Raw genomic sequence first — 22,363 nt, 5'->3', positions numbered from 1 at the left:
GCTACTTATTTTTTCCCACAGAACGGAGCCGGTGAGGGGACTCGAACCCCTAACCCCCGCTTTACAAGAGCGGTGCGCTGCCAATTGCGCCACACCGGCGTGGTGTCGGTACATAGTAGTGGATTGTGTGGGGGTTGCTGCGCGGGTCGGCGGGGTTCAGGGGGCTTTGGGGGGCTCGGGCGGTTTCGGTGCTCGGGGACTCGGTGGGGCTGGTGGCGCTGCTGCTGTATGTGCAGGCGTCGACCGGGGCCGCGTTGGCGGTGGCGTTGTTGCTGTTGGCGGGGGACTTCGTGCCGGGGTTGTTCGGGGCGTTGGCGGGGGCGATCGGGGATCGGTTCGATCTGAAGCGGGTGATGGTCGCTTGTGATCTTGTGCAGGGTGCGCTGACGGTTGCCCTGGCGGTCACGCTGCCGCCGCTCGCGGTGTTGTTGGTCGTCGTCGCGGTGCGGGGTGTCGCGGCGCAGGTGTTTCTGGCCAGTTCGCGGAGTGCGATGCCGGCGTTGGTGCGGGACGAGCAGCTCGAGGCGGCGAACTCGGCGCTCGGTGCGGGGACGAACGGGCTGGAGGCGATCGGTCCACTGATCGCCGCGGGGCTGTTCCTGGTGACCGACGCCCGCGGGATTCTGGCGATCGACGCGGTGACCTTCTTCGTGTCGGCGGCGTTGCTCAATCGATTGCCCAGGCTGGAGTCCGGTGAGCGGTCGGGGCATAGCTTGTTCAAGGACGCGCGGGACGGGCTGGGGTACATCTGGCGGGCGACCCCGATCCGCGTGATCGGGATCGGCTTCTTCGCCGTCGTCGCGTTCAACGGGGTCGACGACGTCGCGATGGTGTTCCTCGCGAAGGACGAGCTGCACGGGAGCGATTCGGCGTCCGCGACGTTGTACGCCGGAGTTGGTATCGGACTCGTCATCGGGTTCGCGATCCTGGCGCGGTACGCGGGCTCGTTCACGATGCCAGCCCTGATGCTCCTCGGGTTCGCCGTCAGCAGCGTGGGCAACCTCCTCACCGGGCTGGCCTGGGCGATCTGGGCGGCGCTCGCGCTGCAGATCATCCGCGGGCTCGGTATCGCGGGCATCGACGTCGGCGTCAACACGCACCTGCAACGCGTCGTACCTGCGCATCTTCGGGCGCGCGTCTTCGGGAATCTGTACGGCGCGATCGGGCTGGCGGCCGGGATCTCGTACGTCCTCGGTGGACTGCTCCTCCAGCACACGAACGCGCGGACCACGTTCGTCGTCGCGGGCGCGGGCGGTCTGGTGGCTACGGTTGCGACTGCGCTCGGAGTTCGGCGATCGGGCGGCGGAGAGCGCGAGCCCCAGGGACGGCGATGAGCGCGATCGCGGCCATCACGAGAAAAGCCGCTGTCGGGTGGTCGACGAGCAGGCCGACGATGACCGCCACGACGAGCCCGCCGAGGTTGCCGGCCATCCAGATCAGGCCGGCCGCAGTGCCTTCGGCTTCTCCGGTACGGCGTTCCACGAGCTCGAGCACGATCGGGAGGGCGGGGAGGAGGAGCAGACCGATCAGGGTGATCGAGACGAAACCGGTGAGCACGCCGGGGGCGACCGCGAGCAGGACACAGGCGGCGGCGGTGGCGGTCAGGCTGGTGACGAGGAGCGCGGATTCGGCGCGGTGGCGGGCGACCAGGATCGGGATGGTGGCGCTGCCGAGGACGCCGGCGACGACGTTGACGAGGAGGATGGTGCTGGCGGTGCCGCCACTAACGCCGGCGGGTTCGAGCAGCGCTTGTGCGAAGGTGCTCATGGCAACGAAGACGCCGAACGGGAAGACCGCGAGAACACACAGGCGGCGGATCAACGGGTCACCCCAGACGGCTGCCAGTGCACCCAGGCCAGGGCGCGTTGCAGGAGTGCCCGAGGCAGAGTCGATCCTCGGATGCTCCGCTGCGGGTTCGAAGGTTCCCGGGTGGCGGAGAGCGATGCCCAGGGCGGCTGCGGCGAGGACGCAGAAGACTGCGGTGACCGTGAGCATGGTCGGTAGGGAGGACTCTGTGGTGAAGATTGCGGAGAGGAGGAAGGCGATCACCATGCCGGCGAAGATGCTGGCGGTGCCGACCGCGATGCCGGTGGGGCGGTCTTTCTCGGCGAGGTAGCGGCCGGTGATGCCGGTGACCGCGTTCAGCACCAGGGGCTGCGCGATCGACGCCAGGATCTGGCCCGCGAGCAGCCAACCGAAGTCGTCACCGATCAACCGCACGACGGCGCCGACGGCGGTCAGTACGGCGCCCGCGATCAGCCCGGCGCGGAACCAGCGGTCGAGCGCCAGTCCGCACGGGATCGCGAGCACGACGTACAGCAGCGGAAACACTTGCGCGAGCCAGCCGATCGCGCTTTCCGAGACGCCGTACCGGGCGGCGGCCACCGTGGTGACGCCGGCGAAGTTCAGCCAGACCAGCTGGGTCGCCGCCCCCACGAGGGAGTAGCCGACGATCGCCGACCAGTGGCTCCGCATCCGCATGCGCGAACTGTACGCCGGTGCGTTGGCCCGAGGGCGTACAAAAGAAACATGGTCGATTGGGAGGGACCGCTCGGTGAGGCGTACGAGCGGGCGACGAAGTATCTGGCGGGGTTGCCGGAGCGACGAGTAGGGCCGCGGGCGACGGCGGACGAGTTGCGGGAGGCGTTGGGCGGGGCGTTGCCGGCCGGGCCGAGCGACCCGCGGGAGGTGGTCGCGCGACTGGCGGAGGGTGTCGAGGACGGGCTGTTGCCGAGTGGGAGCGGCCGGTTCTTCGGGTTCGTGTTCGGTGGGGCGACGCCGGCGTCGCTCGCGGCGGACTGGCTGACGACGACGTGGGATCAGAACGCCGGCCTGTACGCCGCGTCGCCCGCGGCGGCCGTGGTCGAGGACATCACGGCGCGCTGGCTGGTCGAGTTGTTCGGGCTGCCGGAGACGACGTCGGTGGGGTTCGTCACCGGGGCGCAGATGGCGAACTTCACCGGGCTCGCGGCGGCACGGCACGAGGTACTGCGGCGCGCCGGGTGGGACGTGGAGCGGCAGGGATTGATCGGAGCGCCGCGGATCCGGGTGCTCGCGGGTGCCGAACGGCACGACACGGTGGATCGAGCGCTCAGGTTCCTCGGCCTCGGTACGGACTGCATCGAGCCGATCCCGGTCGACGACCAGGGCCGGATGCGGGCCGACGCGCTTGCGCAAGCAATTGCGCATGACACTCCACAGATCGTCTGCGCTCAGGCGGGGAACGTGAACACCGGAGCGTTCGACGCGGTGGGCGAGATCTGTGCGGTAGCGCATGCGCACAACGCCTGGGTGCATGTGGACGCGGCGTTCGGGCTGTGGGCAGCGGTCAGTCCGTCCCTCACGCATTTCCTCCACGGCGCCGAGCAGGCCGATTCGTGGGCGACCGACGCGCACAAGTGGCTGAACGTGCCGTACGACTCCGGCCTGGTGTTCTGCGCGCACCCCGAGCCGCATCGCGCCGCGATGTCGATCCGCGCCGCGTACCTGATCCAGGACGAGGACGGGCAGCGTGACTCGCTCGACTACAACCCGGAGTTCTCGCGGCGGGCGCGGGGCATCCCGGTGTACGCCGCGATTCGCGCCCTCGGCCGTTCCGGGATCGCGGAGATCGTCGACCGCTGCCACGCGATGGCGATCCGCTTCGCCGACATCCTGCGTGCCGAGGGTGTGGAGGTGCTGAACGACGTCGTACTCAACCAGGTCCTGGTCCGGTTCGGGGACGACGACACGGTGACGCGGCGGGTCGTCACGACGGTCCAGGACGAGGGCACGTGCTGGATGTCCGGGACCACCTGGCAGGGGAAGGCCGCGATGCGGATCTCGGTCACCAACTGGACCACCGGGCCGGACGACATCGACCGGTCGGCGGCGGCCGTGCTCAGGAGCTGGAAACTTTCCTAGGAACCCGTGTCGATTTCCGTGCCAGTCGCTCGACGCAGGTGTGTACGACGACCACACAGGAGGAAATCACCATGTCGTTCCAGGCCTACTTGGACAAGATCGAGGAAAAGACCGGCAAGACCCCGCGGGTTCTGGTCGACGAGGCGAAGAGCCGGGGGTACGACGCCAAGGACGTGAAGGCCGGCGTGATCTGCGACTGGCTGAAGGCGGACTACGAGCTCGGCCGCGGGCACGCGATGGCGCTCGTGCACGTGATCAAGAACGGACCGCAGATCGGCGACAAGCACGTCGGCACCAAGGGCACGCATTCCGACCCGAGCAACATGCTCTGGCTGGACGGGAAGGCAACCAACCCGCTGACCGCGTAGCGCTACCGTAGGCGGGTGGATGCGAAGAAGTCGCCGCGCGACAAGTGGATCACCGTCTACGGGCGGAAGCCGGTACTGGAGGCGTTGCACGATCCGAAGCTGTCGGTGGCGAAGGTGGTGCTCGCGGACAACGCGACCGGAAACTCGATGCAGGAAATTCTGCGGGCGGCGGAAAGGTTCGGCACGCCGGTCGAGCGGGCGACGGCCAGCCGTGTGAAGTGGCTGGCCGGGAACGGCAAGCACGACCAGGGTGTGGTCGCGGACGTGAACGCGCCGCGGATGACGCCGCTGGAGGAGTTCGTCCGGAACCGCGGAAAGCGGCCGACCAACGTTTTCCTGCTCGACGGCGTGACCAATCCCGGAAACGTCGGAATGATTCTGCGGACCGCGACCGGCGCCGGCATCGACGGCGTCATCCTCCCCCGCGCCGGTACGCCGCACGTCGGGCCGCTCGTCATCAAGGCGTCGGCCGGCGTCGCGTTCCAGGCGCCGATCGTGAACACGTCCACCGCGAAGGCCGCAGTGGATCTGCTGCGGACGGCCGGGTACCACGTTTACGGGCTCTCGGCCCGTTCCCAGGACTCGCTGTTCAAGACCGAGCTCGAACCGCGGGCGGTGTACGTGCTCGGCGGCGAGACGAACGGCATCACCGTGGCCACCGACTCGGACCTGCAGATCCCGCTGCACGCGACCGTCGAGTCGCTGAACGTCGCCGTCGCCGCCGCGGTCGTCGCCTTCGAGGTCACCAACCGCTGACGCCGGCGGGCGGCAAGGCGGAGTACGTCGCTGCTAGCCGGTGATCTTGGCGGCGAGCTCCTCGGCCGACTCGCGGGTGTAGGAGCCGGAGATCTGGATCTTGCCGCCCGGGATCGCCGACTGCACCGACGGCGCCGCGACCACCTGGTCGTGGACGACGATCGCCAGCTGATTCGCCGGTGGTTGCTGCTGGGCGAGGCTCGCGGTGAGTTGCGCGAACCGCTTGGTGCCCTCCGGGTCGAGGTTCAGGGCGACGTACCACTGGCCGGTCGTTGATCCCTGCTGCATGTCGGCCTTGACCTCCGACACGTTGCTGCCGTCCAGCTCGACCTTGCCGAGCGTGTAAGCGGTGCCCTTGTCGTCGCAGGACACACCCGAGGGAGTCGGCGAGGGACAGATACCGGGCTTCGCCGTCAGCACTCGGCGGAACTCGACCGCGGTCGGGTCCGACGGTTTCGTGCGGACCGCCGGGGTCTTGGCTGCCGGCTTGTCGTTCTGGGTCGCGATCAGCACCACACCGGTCACCACGAGGATCACCAGGAGCAGCACCAACCCGCCGACGAGCAGGAACAACCCCTTCGACCGCGGCGGCGGCCCCGGCGGCTGCGACGGAAACGGCGGCGGATAGACCGGCTGCTCCGGCAACTGCCCCGGCGGTCCGGACGGTGCCTGGTATGGCGGTTCGTTCGGCGGCGGGCCCGGCGGTTGCGTCATGGGTCACCATGCTAAGTAACGAGGAAGTCACTCCTTGAGCAACCGCGCCGCCAGTTCCGCGTTCCGCTGCGCGAACCCCCGCCACAACTCAGGCGTCGCAGCCACCCGTTCCCGCGCCGTCGCCTCCCCCACCGCCCGCTGCGTCCACGTACACATCCGCCCGCCCCGCACCTGGAACCGCACGAGCACCCCCGACGCCCACCCGTACACATCAACGTCCCGCGGCTCGAGCCACGCGACCTTCTGCTCGGCGACGATCCAGTCCAGCGCCTCGATCTCCCCCTGCACCTTCGCCGCGAACTCGTACCGCAGCTCACCCGCCGCCCGATCCCGCCGCCGTACCAACTCGTCCCGCACCGCACCGATTGCGGCCGGATCGCGTTCCAGTACGGCGATCGCGGCCCGCGCCAACGCCTCGCGGTCCTTCGGCCCGATCCCGAACAACCGGCCGAACTCCTCGGCCGACCCGTCACCTTCGACCGTGTACTGCAGCGGCAGCACCCGATGCAGACCGGAGATGGCCTGCCGGATCCGCAGTCCACCGAGGTACGGCCCGAAGTGCGGAGCGCTCCCGGCGACGGTGTGCTCGAAGCGCAGTCCCGGTCGTGCCCCACTGTCGAGGCGGATGTACCCGACCACCTCCGCCCCACCCTCGGTGCGGTTCCAGCGCGGCTTGGAGTGCTCGAGCAGATTCCGTTCGAGCCAGGCCGCCTCGTGCTCCGAGTCGCACCAAGCACCTTCCACGCGGGCGATCCGCCGTACCATCCGCGCCAGATGCGGACGGTCGCCGAGGTGCACCCAGTACGAGCGCACTCGACGCCGCAGGTTGCGCGCGCGTCCGACGTACAGCACCTTGCCGGCGTCGTCGCGGAAACGGTAGACACCGGGCCCGTCCGGAAGCTCCCGGATACTGCGGTTCATCAGCCCAGTGTGCACGGTTCGATCGGCCGAGTGATCAAGCGGTGGAGTGTTTGAAACAAAGGCTCGTCCGGTCTTGCGCGGGGGTGTTGTGAGACGCCATTCTGACGGGCGATCCGAGTGCTCGTAGGGGGCTGTGAGGGCGAGCGCCGGAGTTCGTGGAGCTGGGGGGCTCGTGAGGATTTCCGCCACGTGGCTGCGCCGTGCGCTGCCCATTTTGTCCGTCCTGCTGGTGCTGCCGCTCGCCGTGATCGCGCCGGCGCGGGCTGCAGTCACGCCGACCGGTTTCAGTGAGCAGGTGGCGTTCAGCGGGTTGACCAATCCGACGAACGTCGCGTTCTCGCCGGACGGCCGGGTCTTCGTCGCCGAGAAGAGCGGCCTGATCAAGGTCTTCCAGTCGCTCGACGACACGACACCGACCGTGTACGCCGACCTACGCACCGAGGTCTACAACTACTGGGACCGTGGCCTACTGGGGATCGCGCTGCACCCCAACTTCCCCACGGATCCACGCATCTACGTGCTGTACACCCACGACGGCCTGATCGGCGGGCCGACTCCCAAGTGGGGTACGCCGGACACGAACGACGACCCATGTCCGACGCCACCCGGTCCCACCGGTGACGGATGTCAGGCAAGCGCGCGGCTGTCGGTGATCAACGGGAACGGTGCCGAGCAGGTGCTGGTCGAGGACTGGTGTCAGGTGTACCCGAGCCACTCGATCGGCTCGATCGAGTTCGGCCCCGACGGAATGCTGTACGCCGGTGGTGGCGACGGCGCGAGCTTCAACTACGTCGACTACGGGCAGGACAGCTACACGCAGTCCGACGTCACGCCTGACAACCCGTGCGGTGACGGTCCTGCATCCGTCGGCGCGGCGCTCACCTCGCCGAGCGCCGAGGGTGGTGCGTTGCGTGCGCAGGACCTGCAGACATCCGGTGATCCCACCACCCTGGACGGCTCGATCATCCGCATCAACCCTGACACCGGTCAGGCCGCACCGGGCAATCCGCTGATCAGCAACGCCGACCTGAACGCCCGCCGGATCGTGGCGGAGGGTGTGCGCAACGCGATGCGGTTCACGTTCCGCCCGGGGACGAAGGAGCTCTGGCTCGGCGACGTCGGCTACTCGACGTGGGAGGAGATCGACCGGATCGCCGACCCGACCGCGGGCGTCACCAACTTCGGCTGGCCCTGTTACGAAGGGGCGGGCCGCCAGCCCGGGTACGACAGCGCGAATCTGAGCATCTGCGAGAAGCTGTACGCCGCCGGCTCCTCCGCGGTCGCATCGCCGTATTACTCCTACAAACACAGCGAGCAGGTCGGCGGAACGTGCTCGACCGGCAGTTCGTCCATCTCCGGTCTGTCGTTCTACTCGGGTGGCAACTACCCATCGGCGTACGACGGGGCGCTGTTCTTCACCGACTACAGCCGCAAGTGTGTGTGGGCGATGATGCCGGGCAGCAACGGGCTCCCGGATCCGGGCAAGATCCAGCTCTTCGCGTCGGGGTACGGCGCCACTCGCCTGCAGACCGGACCCGGTGGCGATCTGTTCACGGTCGACTACGACAACGGCCGGATCCTGCGCTACGTGTACAACGGCACGAACAATCCGCCGACCGCCGTCATCCACGCCAGCCCGCCGAGCGGGCCGACTCCGTTGACCGTCACGTTCGACGGGACCGCGTCCAACGACGCCGACGGCGACCCGCTCACCTACGCCTGGGATCTGGACGGCGACGGCGTGTACGACGACTCGACCGCGCCGACCGTTCAACACACCTACACGACCACCGCGACCGTGACCGCGCGCTTGCGGGTGTCCGACGGGAAGACGTCCAGTACGACGTCCACGCAGATCGACGTGGCGAACACGGCACCGACCGCGTTCATCACCTCCCCCGGTCCGGCGACGACCTGGAAGGTCGGGGACAAGATCAGCTTCTCCGGTTCGGCGACCGACCCCGAGCAGGGGACGTTGCCGGCATCGGCGCTGACCTGGTCGCTGATCATGCATCACTGCCCGAGCGACTGCCACACCCACACGATCACGTCGATTACCGGTGCGAGCAGTTCGTTCACGGCGCCGGATCACGAGTATCCGTCGTACCTCGAGCTGCGGCTGACGGCGACGGACGCGCAGGGTTTGACCGACACGAAGAGTGTGCGGCTCGATCCGAAGACGGTCGGGTTGACGTTCCGCACCGCGCCGGCGGGGCTGCCCGTGACCTTTCTGGACAAGACCGGGAAGACACCGTTCAGCGACACCGCGATCATCGGGTCCAGTCTGTCGGTGTCGGCAGATCCGGCGCAGTCGATCGCGAACCAGGCGTACCGATTCGCCACTTGGTCGGACGGCGGGGCCCGGAACCACAACCTGAACGCGCCCGCGACGGCCGCGTCGTACACGGCGACGTACGGCGTGAAGCGGAACATCGCGCAGGGCCGGCCGACTGTTGCCTCAAGCGTCTATCTGCCGGGGCGTGAGGCGGCGAAGGCCGTGGACGGATCGATGAGTACGGCGTGGTCGAGCGCGCGGTCCGATCCGCAGTGGATACGGATCGATCTCGGGTCCGTGAAAGTCGTCAACCGCGTGCTGCTGAACTGGTTGTCGACGGCGTATGCGAAGTCGTACCAGGTCCAGGTGTCCGGGAGCGGGCGGACGTGGAAGACCGTTGCGTCGACCGTCAGCGGTGACGGCGGGACGGACGACGTACGGTTCACTCCGAACTATGCGCGGTTCGTGCGGGTCAACGCGACGCGGCGGGCCGTTGCCGGGAGCTACTACTCGCTGTGGGAATTCGGCGTCTACCAGGACACTGGACCGGCGACCGGGATCGCGAACCAGTGCATCGACGTCTACCAGGCGGCGACCGCGGACGGTACTCCGACCACGCTCTACACCTGCAAGGGATCGGTCAACCAGCAGTGGACCCCGTCCACCGACGACGGCACGATCCGCACGATGGGCAAGTGCTTGTCCGCCCGTGCCACCACATCGGGCACTCCTGCGGTGCTGTGGACCTGCGACGGTACTCCGGGGCAACGCTGGGTCCCACAACCCAATGGCACCCTGGTCAACGCCGCCTCGAACCTGTGCCTGGCCGCAACCAACGGCGCAAGCGTCAACGGCACGAGACTCGTCCTCAACGCCTGCAGCACGGCGAGCAGCCAGCGGTGGTTGCTGCCGTAAATTCGATCGTTGACCGCGGCCGCTCCGGCTTATCGTCTTCCCCATGAGCAAGGGCTGGGTGGACCAAGGGTACGGCGCGGTCGCGGACACCTTCGCGGAGAACTTCTCGCTGTTCCCGGAACTGGGTGCGGCGGTCACCGTCTACTCGGGTGGACGGAAGGTGGTGGAGCTCTGGAACGGCGAGGCGGCGCCTGGCCGGGCCTGGTCGCAGGACACCGTCGTCCCGGTGTTCTCGTGCGCCAAGGGGCTCGTGAGTGTCGTCGTACACCTGTTGGCGCAGGAAGGCCGCCTGACGCTCGACGCACCGATCGGTGACTACTGGCCGGAGTTCGTTGCTGAGGGCAAAGAGGGGATCACGTCCCGGATAGTCCTCGGGCACCGGGCCGGGATCCCGGTGCTGGACACCACGCTGTCGTTCGACGAGATCGCGGCGTGGACGCCGGTGGTCGCGGCGATCGAGAAGCAGAAGCCGTTGTGGGAGCCGGGGACGACGTACGAGTACCACGGGCACGTGTTCGGTTTCGTGCTCGGTGAAGTGGTACGGCGGATCACGGGACAGTTGCCGGGCGAATACTTCCGGTCGGTCATCGGCGACCCGCTCGGCCTGCGCGCGTGGATCGGCGTACCGGCGTCGGAGCTTCCCACGCTGGCACGGTTGGCGGAGTCGGAAGCCCGACCGGCGATGGATCCCGAACACCTGTTGATGCGCATCGTGACGATGAACGGCGCGCTCGTCTTCCCGGGTCTCGACGTACCGCATGGTTGGAACGATCCCGATCTGTTGTCGATGGAGCTGCCAGGCGCCGGTGCCGTGGCGTCCGCGGCCGGTCTGGCCGGGGTGTACGCCGCTGCGATCACCGGCATCGACGGGTCGGAACGTCTGCTCAGCCGCGACACCATCTCGGATGCGGTCGCCGAGGTCTCCGCCGGTGCGGGTTTCCTGGGATTCGACGCCGGCGCCCGTTGGGGCTCGGGGTTCCTGCTCGACAGCGCCTTCCGCCCGACACTCGGCCCGCGCAGCTTCGCCAACGACGGCGCCGGCGGCCAGTTCGCGTTCGGCGACGACGAGCACGGCATCGCGTTCGCCTACACCACCAACCGGATGATCGGCCACGGCGATCCCCGAGCCACTCGCCTGGTCAGCGCGCTCCGAACGAGTCTGGAACCGGGTGCCAGCTGAACGCAGCGCCGTCGCGGCGGATGTGACCCAGGCCGGGAAACGGTAGGTGGTAGGCGTGGACGAGCAGGTTCTCGTCGGAGGCTCGTTCGAGCAGGTCTCGGCGAGTGGCGACCGACGCCGACTGGTCCAGGTCCCACGGGGTGGACCACGTCGGGTTGCTCAGCTGGAGCGGGTCGTAGAAGGTGTCGCCGATGCAGAGCAGGCGTTCACCTCGGGACTGCAAGAGGAGCGCCGTGTGACCGGGCGTGTGGCCGGGGGCTGCGAGGGCGTGCACGCCGGGTAGGAGTTCCGCGCCGTGTTCGAAGGGGCGCAGTTTCTCACCGAAGAGGCGGATCGTTTCGCGGGCGGCCTCGAGGTGGGGTTGGGCTGACGGCAGGTCGACCGGGCCTGACCAGAAGGCGACCTCCGAGGCGTGGGCGAAGGCGGTCGCGGGAGGGAACCGCAGGTCGCCGGACCAGATCGCGCCGCGGGAGTGGTCCTGGTGCAGGTGGGTGAAGACCACCGCGGCCAGATTCGACCGCGACAGACCGGCCCCGGGCATACTTCCCTCGAGCTGACCGACGAGCGGTTCGATGTACTCGCCGTACCCGAGGAAGCTGGCGCCGAGACCGGTGTCCACGACCGCCATGCCGTCGGGTGTGCCGATGAACAGGCAGTTGTAGCCGCAGGTCAACGTGGAGCGGTCCGCACGAGCAGCGGCCCGGTCCAGATCCGCGGATGGGACCCCAGAATCCGGCGTGAAGAACTGCTCCAGCGGCGGCTCGAACGGCGGCGCCGGCTGACCGTCGCTGACCACGACGCAGTCCAACTGTCCCACCGAGAACTGGAAGAACATCGCGCCAGTATCGCACCGGGTCGATCCTTCCCCTGCGGTTCACGAGATGGGTGGGCGGTGTTCATGCGGTCGGGCGAGGGTCACGGGGTCGACTGTGAGGAGAGCTGGGATGTCTCGAGGTCAGTGGTTGGTGGCGACCGCGGTGGTCGGGGTTGCTGCGCTGGTGGGAAGTACGGCGCAGGCGGCGCCAACCAGTGAGCCCCGGGCAATCGGTACGGCGACACTGCCCGACATCTCGCTGAAGAAGTTCTCCAACGACCTGATCCGCGGCTCGGTGGACACCGACCGGAAGGTCGACCTCGGCGGGATCGGCAGCGACATCTTCCCGGCCGGCAACAACGACGAGTTCTGGACCGTGACCGACCGCGGCCCGAACGGCCAGATCAAGGTCGACGGCGTGAACCGCCGGACGTTCCCGGTGCCGGGGTTCGACCCGGCGATCGTCAAGGTCAAGGTGGCCGGCAAGAAACTGAAGGTGATCGACGCCATCCCGATCACCACCCGGCACGGCAAGCCGGTGACCGGACTGCCGAACCAGGAGAGCCGTGACGAACTCCCCTACACGTACGACGCCTCGACGCGACTCCCGCTGAACCCGAACGGCCTGGACACCGAGGGCATCGTCCGGGCCAAGGACGGGACGTTCTGGCTCGTCGACGAGTACAGCCCGTCGCTGGTGCACGTCTCCGCCGGCGGCCAGGTGCTCGCGCGGTACGTGCCGAAGGGCCTGAACCTGCAGGGCGCCGACTATCCGGTGATCGAGGCGCTGCCGGCGATCTTCCTGACCCGCAAGATCAACCGCGGGTTCGAGGGTCTGGCCGAACTGCCGGGCGGCGACCTGGTGCTCGCGCTGCAGAGCCCGCTGTCGAACCCGAGCAAGAAGGTCGGCGAGGCGTCTCTGAACACCCGCCTGGTGCGGTTCTCGCCGCGGCAGGCGAAGGTGACCGCCGAGTACGCGTATCAGTTCGACCCGGTCGGTGTCGTCGACCCCGGCGAGGACGATACCAGCGAACTGAAGATCTCGTCGATCGTTGCTGCAGGCCCCGAAACGCTGCTGGTACAGGAGCGCACCGACAACGCGGCCCGGTTGCAGCGCGTCGTACTGCGTCCCGCGGACAACATCCTGGGTTCGAAGTGGGACGACGCGGCGACAACCCCGTCGTACGAGGCATCAGCTGCCGGGGTGCCGGTGCTGAAGAAGCAACTGTTCCTCGACTTGAACACTGTCAAGGGTGCGCCGAAGAAGATCGAGGGTGTCGCGCTGATGCCGCGTGACACCCTGGTCGTGATCAACGACAACGACTTCGGGATGACCGACGGTCCCGAGGCGTTCGATGCCGATGGCAACCTGGTCGACAGCGGCATCGAAACGACTCTGGTGACCATCCGGCTCAAGTAGTTTCACGCGGTACGGCGCTTGTCGAGGCAGACCGCGACGAGCCACGAGTACCCGAGGACGACCGCGACGTCGAAGGCGATGATCGTCGGGCGGCTGCCGGCGCCGGCGCTGAGCCCGGCGAACGCGCCGAAGAACAGGACGCCGGTGATCGCGGAGAAGCGCGCGAAGGTACGGCGGCCGAGGGCGCGGTAGTGCGCGGCGAACACCAGACATCCGGCGATCAGGCCGGAGAAGCCGATGGTGCCGGCGACGAAGTGGCCCATGCCGCGCGTGCTGATCTCGGCGTAGTCGGCCGGCGTCCCGACCGGGAAGCCGGCGGCCGGGTCGGCCGGGAACGCTGCGGCGAGTAGCAGGCCGACTCCGTAAGCAGCGACGAGTCGTGGGCCCCAGACCCAGCCGCGTCCGGACATGGTTCGGCGCAGGCCGATGGCCGCGGCGATCGACAGCAGGCCGCTGACGATGAAGTTGGCGGTCTGGATCCAGCCCGGGCCGCCGTTGGCCAGCAGGCTTGCCGGGTGGCGGGTGATGTCGAATCCCTCGCGAGTGAACGCCTGGATCAGCCACACCGCGACGTACAGCGGACCGGCGACGATGCCGGCGGTGAGCAGTGCGCGGGTGGAGACGCCGGCTGCGGGGAGTGTCGCGTGGTTCGTGGTCATCTCGGGTGTCCTTCCAAGGAGTGAGCGTTACCCCTGCGTCGAGCGACCCGGCCGGAAATCGACACGGCCCCAGACGAAATAGCCCGGTGTTTTGTGATGTGGGCTTGTTCACGTCACAGGGGTCGCTCGGTCGACGTCAGGTGTTTGTTCGATGAGGGCAAACGCAAAGGATCGTCATGAGCGCAGTAGTCGAGGGATTCGGTGGGACGATCGTCGCGCCGAGTGACGAGGGGTACGACATCGCGGCGCGCACTGTGCTGGTCGGGGGCAGCCCGGCGTACGTGCTGCGGCCGGCGAGTGTCGAGGACGTGCAGAAGGCCGTGCGGTACGCCGCGGCGAGCGGACTGCCGCTCGCAGTCCGCGGCGGTGGACACAGCTTCCCGGGCTTCGGGACGAACGACGGCGGCGTGGTGATCGATCTCGGCGACCTGGCCGCGATCGAGGTCATCGACAAGGACAAGCACCTGGTCCGGATCGGCGGCGGCGCCACCTGGGGGCAGGTCGCGCCCGCGCTGGCGCCACACGGGCTGGCGATCTCGTCGGGCGACACCCGCAGCGTCGGCGTCGGCGGGCTGACGTTGTCGGGCGGGATGGGCTGGAAGGTCCGCAAGTACGGTCTCGCGATGGACAGCCTGGTCGCCGCGCAGCTCGTGACCGCGACCGGTGACGTCGTGCGCGCCTCCGCCGACGAGAACGCCGAGCTGTTCTGGGCGCTCCGCGGTGGCGGCGGGAACTTCGGGATCGTGACCGCGTTCGAGTTCGCGGCGCACCCGACGACCGACATCTACTTCGGCAAGGTGGTGTTCCCGGCGGCCGAGATCGCCGAGGTGCTCCAGGGCTGGGCCGACTACCTGCGCACCGCGCCCGCAGAGCTGAGCTCGATTGCCGCGTTCGCGAACCCGTTCCTCGGCGGTCCCGAGGCGCCGCTGGAGATCCAGGTCGCGTACGACGGTGACGACGCGGAGCTCGCCGCGCGGGCGATCGATCCGATCCGTGCGCTCGGTACAGTGCTCGCCGACGACGTCGCACTGACGCCGTACGCGGAGGTGCTCGTGGACGGCGCGGTGCCGCCGCCCGGGATCCAGCTGGTGACCCGAAGTGCCTTTGTCGACAAGGATTCCGTGCCCGAGGTACTGCGGATCCTCGCCGAGACCGGTACCTCGCAGGGCTCGCCGATCATCGCGATCCGAACCGTGGGTGGCGCTGTTGCGCAGGTGGCCGCCGACGCGACGGCGTACGCGCACCGGCAGGCCGAGCTGATGATCAGCACGACGACGATCGGTCCGCCGCCGGTGATCGAGGCGACCCGTCGGGCGCGGCAGCAGCTGTGGGACCGGCTCGCACCGCTGACCGCCGGCGCGTACGCGAACTTCCTGTCCACCGCGGACGATGCCGATGTCGCGGCGGTCTACCCGGCGGCGACGTACGAGCGGCTCGCGACGGTGAAGCGCGAGTACGACCCGGCCAACCTGTTCGCGGGCAACCACAACGTGCGGCCGGCGTGACTAAGGTCTGGTTCGTCACCGGGTCGTCGCGTGGTCTGGGGCGTAGTTTCGTCGAGGCCGCCTTGTCCCGTGGGGATCGGGTGGCCGCGACGGCCCGCAGCAGTCTCACCGAGCTGACGAGCCGGTACGGCGACGCCGTACTCCCGCTCACGTTGGATGTCACCGACCGGAGCGCCGTGTTCGAAGCGGTGGAACAGGCGCACGCGCACTTCGGCCAGCTCGACGTGATCGTGAACAACGCGGGCTACGGGCTGTCCGGTGCGGTCGAGGAGTTCAACGAGGCGCAGCTGCGGGACCAGTTCGACACGAACTTCTTCGGTGCGCTCTGGGTCGTGCAGGCAGCGTTGCCGTACCTGCGCGCGCAAGGCGACGGCCACGTCATCCAGATCTCGTCGGTGGCCGGTCTCACCGGGCTCGCGTTGGGCGGTGCGTACTGCGCGTCCAAGTGGGCCCTCGAAGGTCTGAGTGAGGTGCTCGCCCAAGAGGTCGCCGGATTCGGGATCAAGGTGACGGTGGTCGCGCCGGGCGGTTACGCGACCGACGGCGTGACCGGTGGAGTGCAGGCCGAGCCGAATCCCTTGTACGACGACCTTCGCGCGGGACTGTCGGCGTACCTGGCGGCGGCCGACTTCGGCGACCCTGATGCGGCCGGGCGGGCGATCCTGAAGCTGGCCGACGCGACCGATCCACCGCTGCGGGTCTTCTTCGGTACGCAGGGGTTCCCGATGGTGCAGCAGGTGTACGCCGACCGCCTGAAGACCTGGGAGGACTGGCAGGGTTTGGCGGCCGAAGCTATGTAGTCTCAGCTATCCAGCCTCGCGATGCAGCCCGACCGCGACGACGACGATCGCCACGGCCGCCACCTCCGCGGCCTGCGGTATCTGCCGCAGGACGACGGCCCCGATCACCGTCGCCACGGCGGGCAGCAACGCCAGCATCACCGCGAACGTCGACCGCCGCACGCGCGCCATCGCGAGCTGATCGGCGACGTACGGAATCACCGACGAACACACGCCAACCCCCACGGCAGCACCGAGCAACCGCAGATCCGTGAAGGCCGGTCCGGCGTCCCGGGCACCGATCGGGAGGGCCAGGACCGTGGCGATACCCATCGCCAGCGCGAGCCCGTCGATCCGGCGCAGCCCGTCCGCGCGGGACACTCGATGCCCGAGGACAACGTACGCCGCGAAGAGGACCGCGTTGAGCGCCGTGAACAGCAAGCCGATCCAGTCGTGTGAGAGCCGGATGTCGGTCAGCAGGTAGACCCCGATCACGGCCAGCGCCAACGCCAGCAGATTGCGCAGGCTTCGGACCGCGATCGCCGCCAGGACGATCACCGGGGCGAACTCGGCGGCCGCGACCGTCCCCAGGGGCACGCGGTCGATCGCGAGGTAGAAGCAGCAGTTCATCGCTGCGAGTACGGCGCCCCACGCGAGCAGCACGTGTCGCGTTGGGTGGTCCAACGATCGCCAAGCGTGCCAGGGCCGACGCCAGATCCAGAAGATCGCGCCGGCGGCGGCGATCCGCAGCCACGCCACACCGAGCGGTTCGATCCGCGCGAACAGCAGCACCGCGAGCGCGGGTCCGAGGTAGTGGAAGGTCGCGCTGACGACGAGGTACACCTGGGGCGGAACGGTCCTGCGCATCACCTCACGGTAGGAACCGGGCCGCGGACGCACCATGGCGTTCCGGCAAGGACGGCGGGCTTCTGCTTGTCACAACGGCAAGTGACCCCGACGCTTGGAGATACTGCGGGTATGCGTCGATCGGGGATGTTTGCCGCGCTGGCAGGGTGTCTGTTGCTGACCGTTTCGCCGTTGACCGCGCAGGCGAAGGTGGAGGCGACCACGGTGAAGACACTGACGTTCAACATCCATCACGGCGCGGGGGTGGTGGACGGGAAGCTCGATCTCGAGCGGGTCGCGCGGACCATCGAGGCCTCGGGTGCCGAGGTCATTGGTCTACAGGAAGTCGACCGGTTCTTCGATGCCCGCAGCAACTTTGTGGACCAACCGGCCTGGCTGGCGGCACGGTTGAAGATGAACTACGTGTTCGCCGCGAACCTCGACTGGGACCCCGCCGAGCCGGGCAAGCCCCGTCGCCAGTACGGCACGATGGTGCTCTCGAAGTACCCGATCGTCGACTCGCACAACACGCTGCTGCCGCTGCATTCGGGGAGCGAGCAGCGCGGTCTGCTGGAGACCCTGATCGACGTCGGCGGTACGCCGTTGCGGTTCGCGGACACGCATCTGACCACGATCAACGACGGCGAGCGCGTCGAACAGGTGAACGCGATCGTCAGCCTGCTGAAGGACGCGCCCGAGGCGACGCTGCTCGTCGGCGACATGAACGCCGTACCGACGAGCACCGAGATCCGGACGCTGACGATGCACTTGACCGACACGTGGCCGCAGAAGGGCTTCGGGCTCGGGCTCACCAGTCCGGTGCCGCTGCCGACCAAGCGGATCGACTTCCAGCTGCACAGTGCGCAGCTGACGCCGACCGCGGCCTCGGTACCGGTGAGCCTCGCCTCCGACCACCTGCCGGTCGCAGCGACCTATTCGCTCAGCTGACGCTCGTACGCCTCCGGTGACCAGCCGGCCGCGGTCTTCGTGACCAGCTTGGCGCCGAGACGCTCGTAGAACCGGTAGCCCGCGGTGTTCTCGATCCGCAGGCCCCAGCTGATCGGGAGCCGATCCGGCAACGCGATCCTGGCCAGCGCGAGCATCAGTTTCCGCCCGGTTCCGGCGTCACGGAACTGCTCACGGACGTACAGATCGTCCAGTGCGAGCTGGTCGCCACCGACCCAGAGGTACGGGCGGCGGACCGCGGAAACGTAGCCCGCGGCGATTCCGTCAACGTGTGCGACCAGGACGAACACGCTTTCCTGCGCGAGGAAACCCCGCCAGTCCTCGACACTCGACGTCACGTATTTCCGTTGTTCCTGGTAGTCGGCCAACTCCCCCAGCAACGTCAGAACGGTTTCCGCGTCCGCGACCACCGCGCGGCGAATCTCAATGGACATGAACCCCTCCGGTCGAAGGCTTGAACGCCGGTACGACGACCAGTGCGAGCGCGGCCCCCACGGCAGCAGTGATCGCGGCGAACGTGAAGCCCCGGGTGAACCCGCTCGTCACCGTCCCGGCCAGACTGGCCGCCGCCACACTCGACACCACCGCGACACCGAGCGACGCACCGAACTCGTGAAACGTGCTCAGCAGTCCGGACGCGAGCCCGGCCTCCCGGGGGTCGACCTGCGCGAACGTCGTGGTCGACGCGGCCACGAACGCGGCACCGAGCCCGATCGTCCCGATGCTCATCCCGATCACGACCACGGCGGCACCTTCCCAGAGCGCGGGACCAGCGACGCCGAGCGCGGTGATCAGGAACCCGGCGAACGCGACGGGTCGCGCGCCGGCGCTGCCGACGAGCTGACCGCCGACGTGCGCGCCGACGATCGCGGCGAGGGCGACCGGCAGGAACAACAGTCCGGTGCGGAGGGCGCCGTACTGCTGGAAGTGTTGCAGGTAGAACGAGCCGAGGAAGAACATCGAGATCATCAGCGCGGTCGCGACCAGCAGCATGAAGGTGCCTGCGGCAACTGGTCGGCGGGTGAGGATCCGGAGGTCCATCAGCGGTGACCGGACGGTGCGCTGGACCCACGCGAAGACGCCGTACAGCACGATGGCGCCGGCCAGCGTGCCGAGGGTCGCGAGCGAGAGCCATCCGCGGTCGCCGGCGTTGATCAGCGCGTAGATCGCCGTACCGGTGCCGGCCGTGACCAGCAGCGCACCCGGTACGTCGAGGCGACCGGGCTGCTCGCTCGGGGCGTCAGCCGGGAGCATCCGCATCAGCAGCGTGAACACGACCAGGCCGATCGGCAGGTTGATGTAGAACACCCACTGCCAACCGGGGCCCGCGGTGAGCAGGCCGCCGAGCAGTACGCCGACCGCGGAGCCGCCACCCCCCATCGCGGACCAGATGCCCAGCGCCTTGTTGCGCTCTTCACCGTCGAACGTCTTGGTGACGACGGACAGCGCGGCCGGGGACAGCATCGCGGCACCGATCCCCTGCGCGACCCGTCCGGCGAGCAGCATCTCGGGGCCGGTGGCCAGACCGGTCGCCAGCGAGGCGAGCGTGAATACGAACAGGCCGGTCAGGACGACCCGGCGGGATCCGAAGAGGTCGGCGGCCCGGCCGCCGAGGAGCATCAGGCCGCCGAACATCAAGGTGTACGCACTGACCACCCAGGTCAGCGTCTCGCGCTGGAGCTGCAGGTCGGTCTCGATGTTCGGCAGCGCGATCGCCACCACGGTGACGTCCAGGATCAGCATGAACTGCGCGACGGCGAGCAGCCCCAGCAGTCGCCACCGCCGGGGGTCTTGTTGGGTCATGAGCTCATCCTTAAGTTGAACACGGCTGTACGGGTTATAGTCGGTACGGTAACTCGTACACTGGTGTTCGACAAGAGGATTTCGTACAGTGGTGTTCAACTTCTTGGAGGCGCGATGGCGACGGTGACCACCAGGCGTGCGGACGCGCAGCGCAACATCGCGGCGATCCTGACCGCGGCGGCCGACTGCCTGGCCCGCGACCCGGGCGCGAGTACGTCGGAGATCGCGAAGGCGGCCGGCGTCGGCCGGGTCACGCTGTACGGCCACTTCCCGTCCCGCGCCGAGCTCGTCGACGCGGTATTCGTGCAGGCGATCGCGGTCGGCGAGGAAACCCTCGGGAAGGTCGATCTGACCGGCGACCCACGGGCCGCGCTGACCCGGCTGATCGAGTCGAGCTGGCACCTCGTGGACCAGTACCGCGCGCTACTTCTCGCGGCTCAGGAGACGCTGCCGCCGGGACGCGTGCGCGAGCTGCACGCCGACCCGATGGCTCGAGTGGAGCGCCTACTCGAACGCGGCCGCGCCGAAGGGGTATTCCGTTCCGACCTGCCGACATCATGGCTGGTCAGCGTGATGCACAACGTCATGCACGGCGCCGCAAGCGAAATCCACGCCGGCCGAATCACCTCCACCGACGCCGCCCCCTACATCACCGCAACCCTCCTCGCCGCCTTCACCCCACCAAGCTAATCAGCCAGCTCTCACGACTCGGCTACCCACCACCAACCAAACGCCACGACTCGGGGACACGTGGAGCACGTACTCGAGGGACGCCCGTACGACGCAATCCCCCCGCTCGCCACTCGATCCGCCCGCTCGCTCGCTCGCTCGACAACACCTACCCACGATCCGCCGAGTCGTGAGAACTGGCTGCCAATCCACGACCACACCCCACGACTCGGCAAACCCACCACCAACCAAACGCCACGACTCGACAGCTCGCGGACACGCGGGGCACACACGCGAGTGACGCCCGTACCGGGCAATCCCCCACTCGCCGCTCGATCCGCCCGCTCGCTCGACAACACCCACCCACGATCCGCCGAGTCGTGAGAACCGGCTGCCAATCCGCAACCACACCCCACGACTCGGCAAACCCACCACCAACCAACCGCCACGACTCGACGACTCGGGGAGATGTGTGGTGCGTATGCGAGGGGCGCCCGTACGGCGCAATCCCCCGCTCGCCACTCGGTCCGCGGTGGTTGTGCGAGCCGGCCGGCCAGACGTGCAGCATGCCGTTCGCGAATCGGGCGTCGACGGTCTCGTTCGCGACCCCGCCGGCGTCCGCGAGCAACCGGCGTACCTGCTGCTCCGCGTTGTGCTGTTGGGGGTCGTCGTCATCCGGGCTGGGCGACGCGGCGGGTGGTCGCCCAGCCGTGCGTACGGCTACTCCAGCCAGACGGTTTCGAAGGTTGGGTTGGCGTGGATGTGCACTGCTTCGTAGCCGCCCGGACCGGTGCGGAACTTGTGGGGCGTGTCGGCCGGGACCACCAGGATCTGGCCGGCCTTGCCGACGATCTGCTCGGTGCCGACGGTGAACGTCGCCGAACCGCGCCGGATGATGAACGTCTCGGCGTACGGATGTTTGTGCAGTCGCGGGCCGGCGCCCTCCTGGGTGGTCGACTCGAGAATCAGCGAGACGCCGGCCCCACCCGGCAACTCGGTGTAGTTCTCGGTCCATTCCTCCCCGTCGTCCCGCCCGTCGGCGCGGTTGATCACCGCGGCCCCGGAACTCGCGATCTCCGTCATGCCACCCTCCTCGCGGTCAGAGCTGTCACCGTAACTTCGCACCCGGTGCTTTCAAACCCCTTTCGTCCTGGTGCACCCGTGCTCGACCGGCTCGCAGAACTGGTGCACCGGGGTGCCGCCGACCGGCTCGCATAAGGTGTGCCGCATGCCGCTGTACGCGTTCGAAGGTAAGCGCCCGACCGTCCATCCCGACGCCTGGATCGCGCCGACCGCCACGCTCGTCGGCGATGTCGTCGTCGAGGCCGGCGTCTCGATCTGGTACGGCGCGGTGATCCGGGCCGACCTCGGCACGATCACGATCCGGGCCGGCGCGAACATCCAGGACAACACCGTCATCCACGTCGGCCACAACGGCTGCGAGATCGGCCCGAACGCAACGGTCGGCCACCAGTGCCTCGTGCACGACTGCACGATCGGCGAACAGGCGCTGGTCGGCAACGGCGCGATCGTCCTCGACGGCGCCGTCGTCGGCACCCGCTCCCTGGTCGCCGCCGGCTCCACCGTCACTCCCGGCGCCGTCATCCCACCGGAGTCCGTCGCGATGGGCAGCCCCGCGAAGAAGATCGTCCCCCTGGACGGCACCGCCAAGCTCTTCGTCGACCACAACGCCGCCGTCTACCACGCCCTAGCCGAACGCCACGCCGCAACCGTGGAACTAGTGGAGGACTAGGCACCGCGGCCTAGCCCGGTTTTTGGGGGGGGCCCCCAAGAGGGGGGGGGGCGCGGGGGCGGTGGGGGGGGCGCGCCCCCCCGGGGGGGGGGCGGCGCGCCACGAGGTGGGGGGCGC

General features: G+C 68.6%; 21 protein-coding genes and 1 tRNA gene. 12 read left to right on the top strand and 10 right to left on the bottom strand.

Translation table 11 applies throughout. The features are described 5' to 3' along the window. Window positions 1–26 precede the first annotated feature (26 nt). Window positions 27–99: transfer RNA gene (locus tag ACWGID_RS38140), tRNA-Thr, on the bottom strand. 26 nt (window positions 100–125) lie between these two features. On the opposite strand from ACWGID_RS38140, the gene ACWGID_RS38135 reads away from it, so the two are divergent. After that, window positions 126–1,334 (top strand): MFS transporter, encoded by a 1,209-nt coding sequence (locus ACWGID_RS38135; RefSeq protein ID WP_452204242.1) that lies wholly within the window; start codon window positions 126–128, stop codon window positions 1,332–1,334. Here ACWGID_RS38135 and ACWGID_RS38130 read toward each other — a convergent pair. After that, window positions 1,264–2,481, bottom strand: coding sequence for an MFS transporter (locus ACWGID_RS38130; RefSeq protein ID WP_452204241.1), 1,218 nt, complete (start codon window positions 2,479–2,481; stop codon window positions 1,264–1,266). The genes ACWGID_RS38135 and ACWGID_RS38130 overlap by 71 nt on opposite strands. A gap of 48 nt (window positions 2,482–2,529) precedes the next feature. On the opposite strand from ACWGID_RS38130, the gene ACWGID_RS38125 reads away from it, so the two are divergent. From ACWGID_RS38125 to ACWGID_RS38115, 3 genes are all read left to right on the top strand, one after another. Then, entirely contained in the window at window positions 2,530–3,903 is a 1,374-nt protein-coding gene (locus tag ACWGID_RS38125; RefSeq protein ID WP_452204240.1) for a pyridoxal phosphate-dependent decarboxylase family protein, read from the top strand. Window positions 3,904–3,974: 71 nt separating this feature from the next. After that, window positions 3,975–4,271, top strand: coding sequence for a DUF4287 domain-containing protein (locus ACWGID_RS38120; protein WP_452204239.1), 297 nt, complete (start codon window positions 3,975–3,977; stop codon window positions 4,269–4,271). Window positions 4,272–4,286: 15 nt separating this feature from the next. Further along, window positions 4,287–5,027, top strand: a complete 741-nt coding sequence (locus ACWGID_RS38115) for a TrmH family RNA methyltransferase (protein WP_452204238.1) — start codon at window positions 4,287–4,289, stop codon at window positions 5,025–5,027. 33 nt (window positions 5,028–5,060) lie between these two features. Here the strand turns inward: ACWGID_RS38115 and ACWGID_RS38110 are convergent, their stop codons facing one another. After that, window positions 5,061–5,741, bottom strand: coding sequence for a SecDF P1 head subdomain-containing protein (locus ACWGID_RS38110; protein WP_452204237.1), 681 nt, complete (start codon window positions 5,739–5,741; stop codon window positions 5,061–5,063). A gap of 27 nt (window positions 5,742–5,768) precedes the next feature. Next, window positions 5,769–6,662, bottom strand: coding sequence for a GIY-YIG nuclease family protein (locus ACWGID_RS38105; protein WP_452204236.1), 894 nt, complete (start codon window positions 6,660–6,662; stop codon window positions 5,769–5,771). Window positions 6,663–6,834: 172 nt separating this feature from the next. Here ACWGID_RS38105 and ACWGID_RS38100 point away from each other — a divergent pair, with 172 nt between their 5' ends. Both ACWGID_RS38100 and ACWGID_RS38095 read left to right on the top strand, forming a co-directional pair. After that, window positions 6,835–9,852 (top strand): PQQ-dependent sugar dehydrogenase, encoded by a 3,018-nt coding sequence (locus ACWGID_RS38100; RefSeq protein WP_452204235.1) that lies wholly within the window; start codon window positions 6,835–6,837, stop codon window positions 9,850–9,852. 43 nt (window positions 9,853–9,895) lie between these two features. Next, window positions 9,896–11,032 (top strand): serine hydrolase domain-containing protein, encoded by a 1,137-nt coding sequence (locus tag ACWGID_RS38095; protein ID WP_452204234.1) that lies wholly within the window; start codon window positions 9,896–9,898, stop codon window positions 11,030–11,032. On the opposite strand, the gene ACWGID_RS38090 is transcribed toward ACWGID_RS38095, so the two are convergent. Beyond that, window positions 10,992–11,867, bottom strand: a complete 876-nt coding sequence (locus tag ACWGID_RS38090; protein WP_452204233.1) for an MBL fold metallo-hydrolase — start codon at window positions 11,865–11,867, stop codon at window positions 10,992–10,994. The genes ACWGID_RS38095 and ACWGID_RS38090 overlap by 41 nt on opposite strands. Window positions 11,868–11,976: 109 nt before the next feature. Between ACWGID_RS38090 and ACWGID_RS38085 the strand changes: the two genes are divergently transcribed. After that, window positions 11,977–13,266 carry an esterase-like activity of phytase family protein gene (locus ACWGID_RS38085; protein WP_452204232.1) on the top strand — a complete coding sequence of 430 codons (1,290 nt, stop codon included), beginning with the start codon at window positions 11,977–11,979 and terminating at the stop codon, window positions 13,264–13,266. Window positions 13,267–13,268: 2 nt separating this feature from the next. Here ACWGID_RS38085 and ACWGID_RS38080 read toward each other — a convergent pair whose 3' ends face one another. Further along, window positions 13,269–13,925, bottom strand: a complete 657-nt coding sequence (locus ACWGID_RS38080) for a DUF998 domain-containing protein (protein WP_452204231.1) — start codon at window positions 13,923–13,925, stop codon at window positions 13,269–13,271. Between the two features lie 176 nt (window positions 13,926–14,101). Between ACWGID_RS38080 and ACWGID_RS38075 the strand changes: the two genes are divergently transcribed. Both ACWGID_RS38075 and ACWGID_RS38070 read left to right on the top strand, forming a co-directional pair. Continuing rightward, window positions 14,102–15,430 carry an FAD-binding oxidoreductase gene (locus tag ACWGID_RS38075; protein WP_452204230.1) on the top strand — a complete coding sequence of 443 codons (1,329 nt, stop codon included), beginning with the start codon at window positions 14,102–14,104 and terminating at the stop codon, window positions 15,428–15,430. After that, window positions 15,427–16,230: an SDR family NAD(P)-dependent oxidoreductase gene (locus ACWGID_RS38070; RefSeq protein ID WP_452204229.1), complete on the top strand. Its 804-nt coding sequence runs from the start codon at window positions 15,427–15,429 to the stop codon at window positions 16,228–16,230. Before ACWGID_RS38075 ends, ACWGID_RS38070 begins: the two co-directional genes overlap by 4 nt. Window positions 16,231–16,236: 6 nt before the next feature. Here the strand turns inward: ACWGID_RS38070 and ACWGID_RS38065 are convergent, their stop codons facing one another. Then, window positions 16,237–17,076, bottom strand: a complete 840-nt coding sequence (locus ACWGID_RS38065; protein ID WP_452204228.1) for an EamA family transporter — start codon at window positions 17,074–17,076, stop codon at window positions 16,237–16,239. A 111-nt stretch (window positions 17,077–17,187) separates the two neighbouring features. Between ACWGID_RS38065 and ACWGID_RS38060 the strand changes: the two genes are divergently transcribed. Next, a complete protein-coding gene (locus ACWGID_RS38060) occupies window positions 17,188–18,003 on the top strand; it encodes an endonuclease/exonuclease/phosphatase family protein (protein ID WP_452204227.1) in 816 nt (271 codons plus the stop codon). Here ACWGID_RS38060 and ACWGID_RS38055 read toward each other — a convergent pair. Further along, entirely contained in the window at window positions 17,988–18,455 is a 468-nt protein-coding gene (locus ACWGID_RS38055) for an N-acetyltransferase family protein (protein WP_452204226.1), read from the bottom strand. The two genes, ACWGID_RS38060 and ACWGID_RS38055, sit on opposite strands and share 16 nt — an antisense overlap. Next, window positions 18,445–19,824, bottom strand: coding sequence for an MFS transporter (locus ACWGID_RS38050; protein WP_452204225.1), 1,380 nt, complete (start codon window positions 19,822–19,824; stop codon window positions 18,445–18,447). Before ACWGID_RS38050 ends, ACWGID_RS38055 begins: the two co-directional genes overlap by 11 nt. A 114-nt stretch (window positions 19,825–19,938) precedes the next feature. Here ACWGID_RS38050 and ACWGID_RS38045 point away from each other — a divergent pair, with 114 nt between their 5' ends. Further along, the gene (locus ACWGID_RS38045; protein ID WP_452204224.1) at window positions 19,939–20,514 is read left to right on the top strand and encodes a TetR/AcrR family transcriptional regulator; all 576 of its coding nucleotides are present in this window, start codon (window positions 19,939–19,941) and stop codon (window positions 20,512–20,514) included. 699 nt (window positions 20,515–21,213) lie between these two features. Here the strand turns inward: ACWGID_RS38045 and ACWGID_RS38040 are convergent. Further along, complete coding sequence (locus ACWGID_RS38040) at window positions 21,214–21,576, bottom strand: cupin domain-containing protein (protein ID WP_452204223.1); 363 nt, start codon at window positions 21,574–21,576, stop codon at window positions 21,214–21,216. 145 nt (window positions 21,577–21,721) lie between these two features. Here ACWGID_RS38040 and ACWGID_RS38035 point away from each other — a divergent pair, with 145 nt between their 5' ends. Beyond that, on the top strand, window positions 21,722–22,246 hold the full coding sequence (locus tag ACWGID_RS38035) for a gamma carbonic anhydrase family protein (protein ID WP_452204222.1): 525 nt from the start codon (window positions 21,722–21,724) through the stop codon (window positions 22,244–22,246). The last annotated feature ends 117 nt before the right edge of the window (window positions 22,247–22,363 follow it).

The sequence above is a fragment of the Kribbella sp. NPDC054772 genome, from assembly GCF_053611945.1.
Note: the sequence above shows the minus strand (reverse complement) of the source record. Positions and strands in the feature narration are given on the sequence as shown.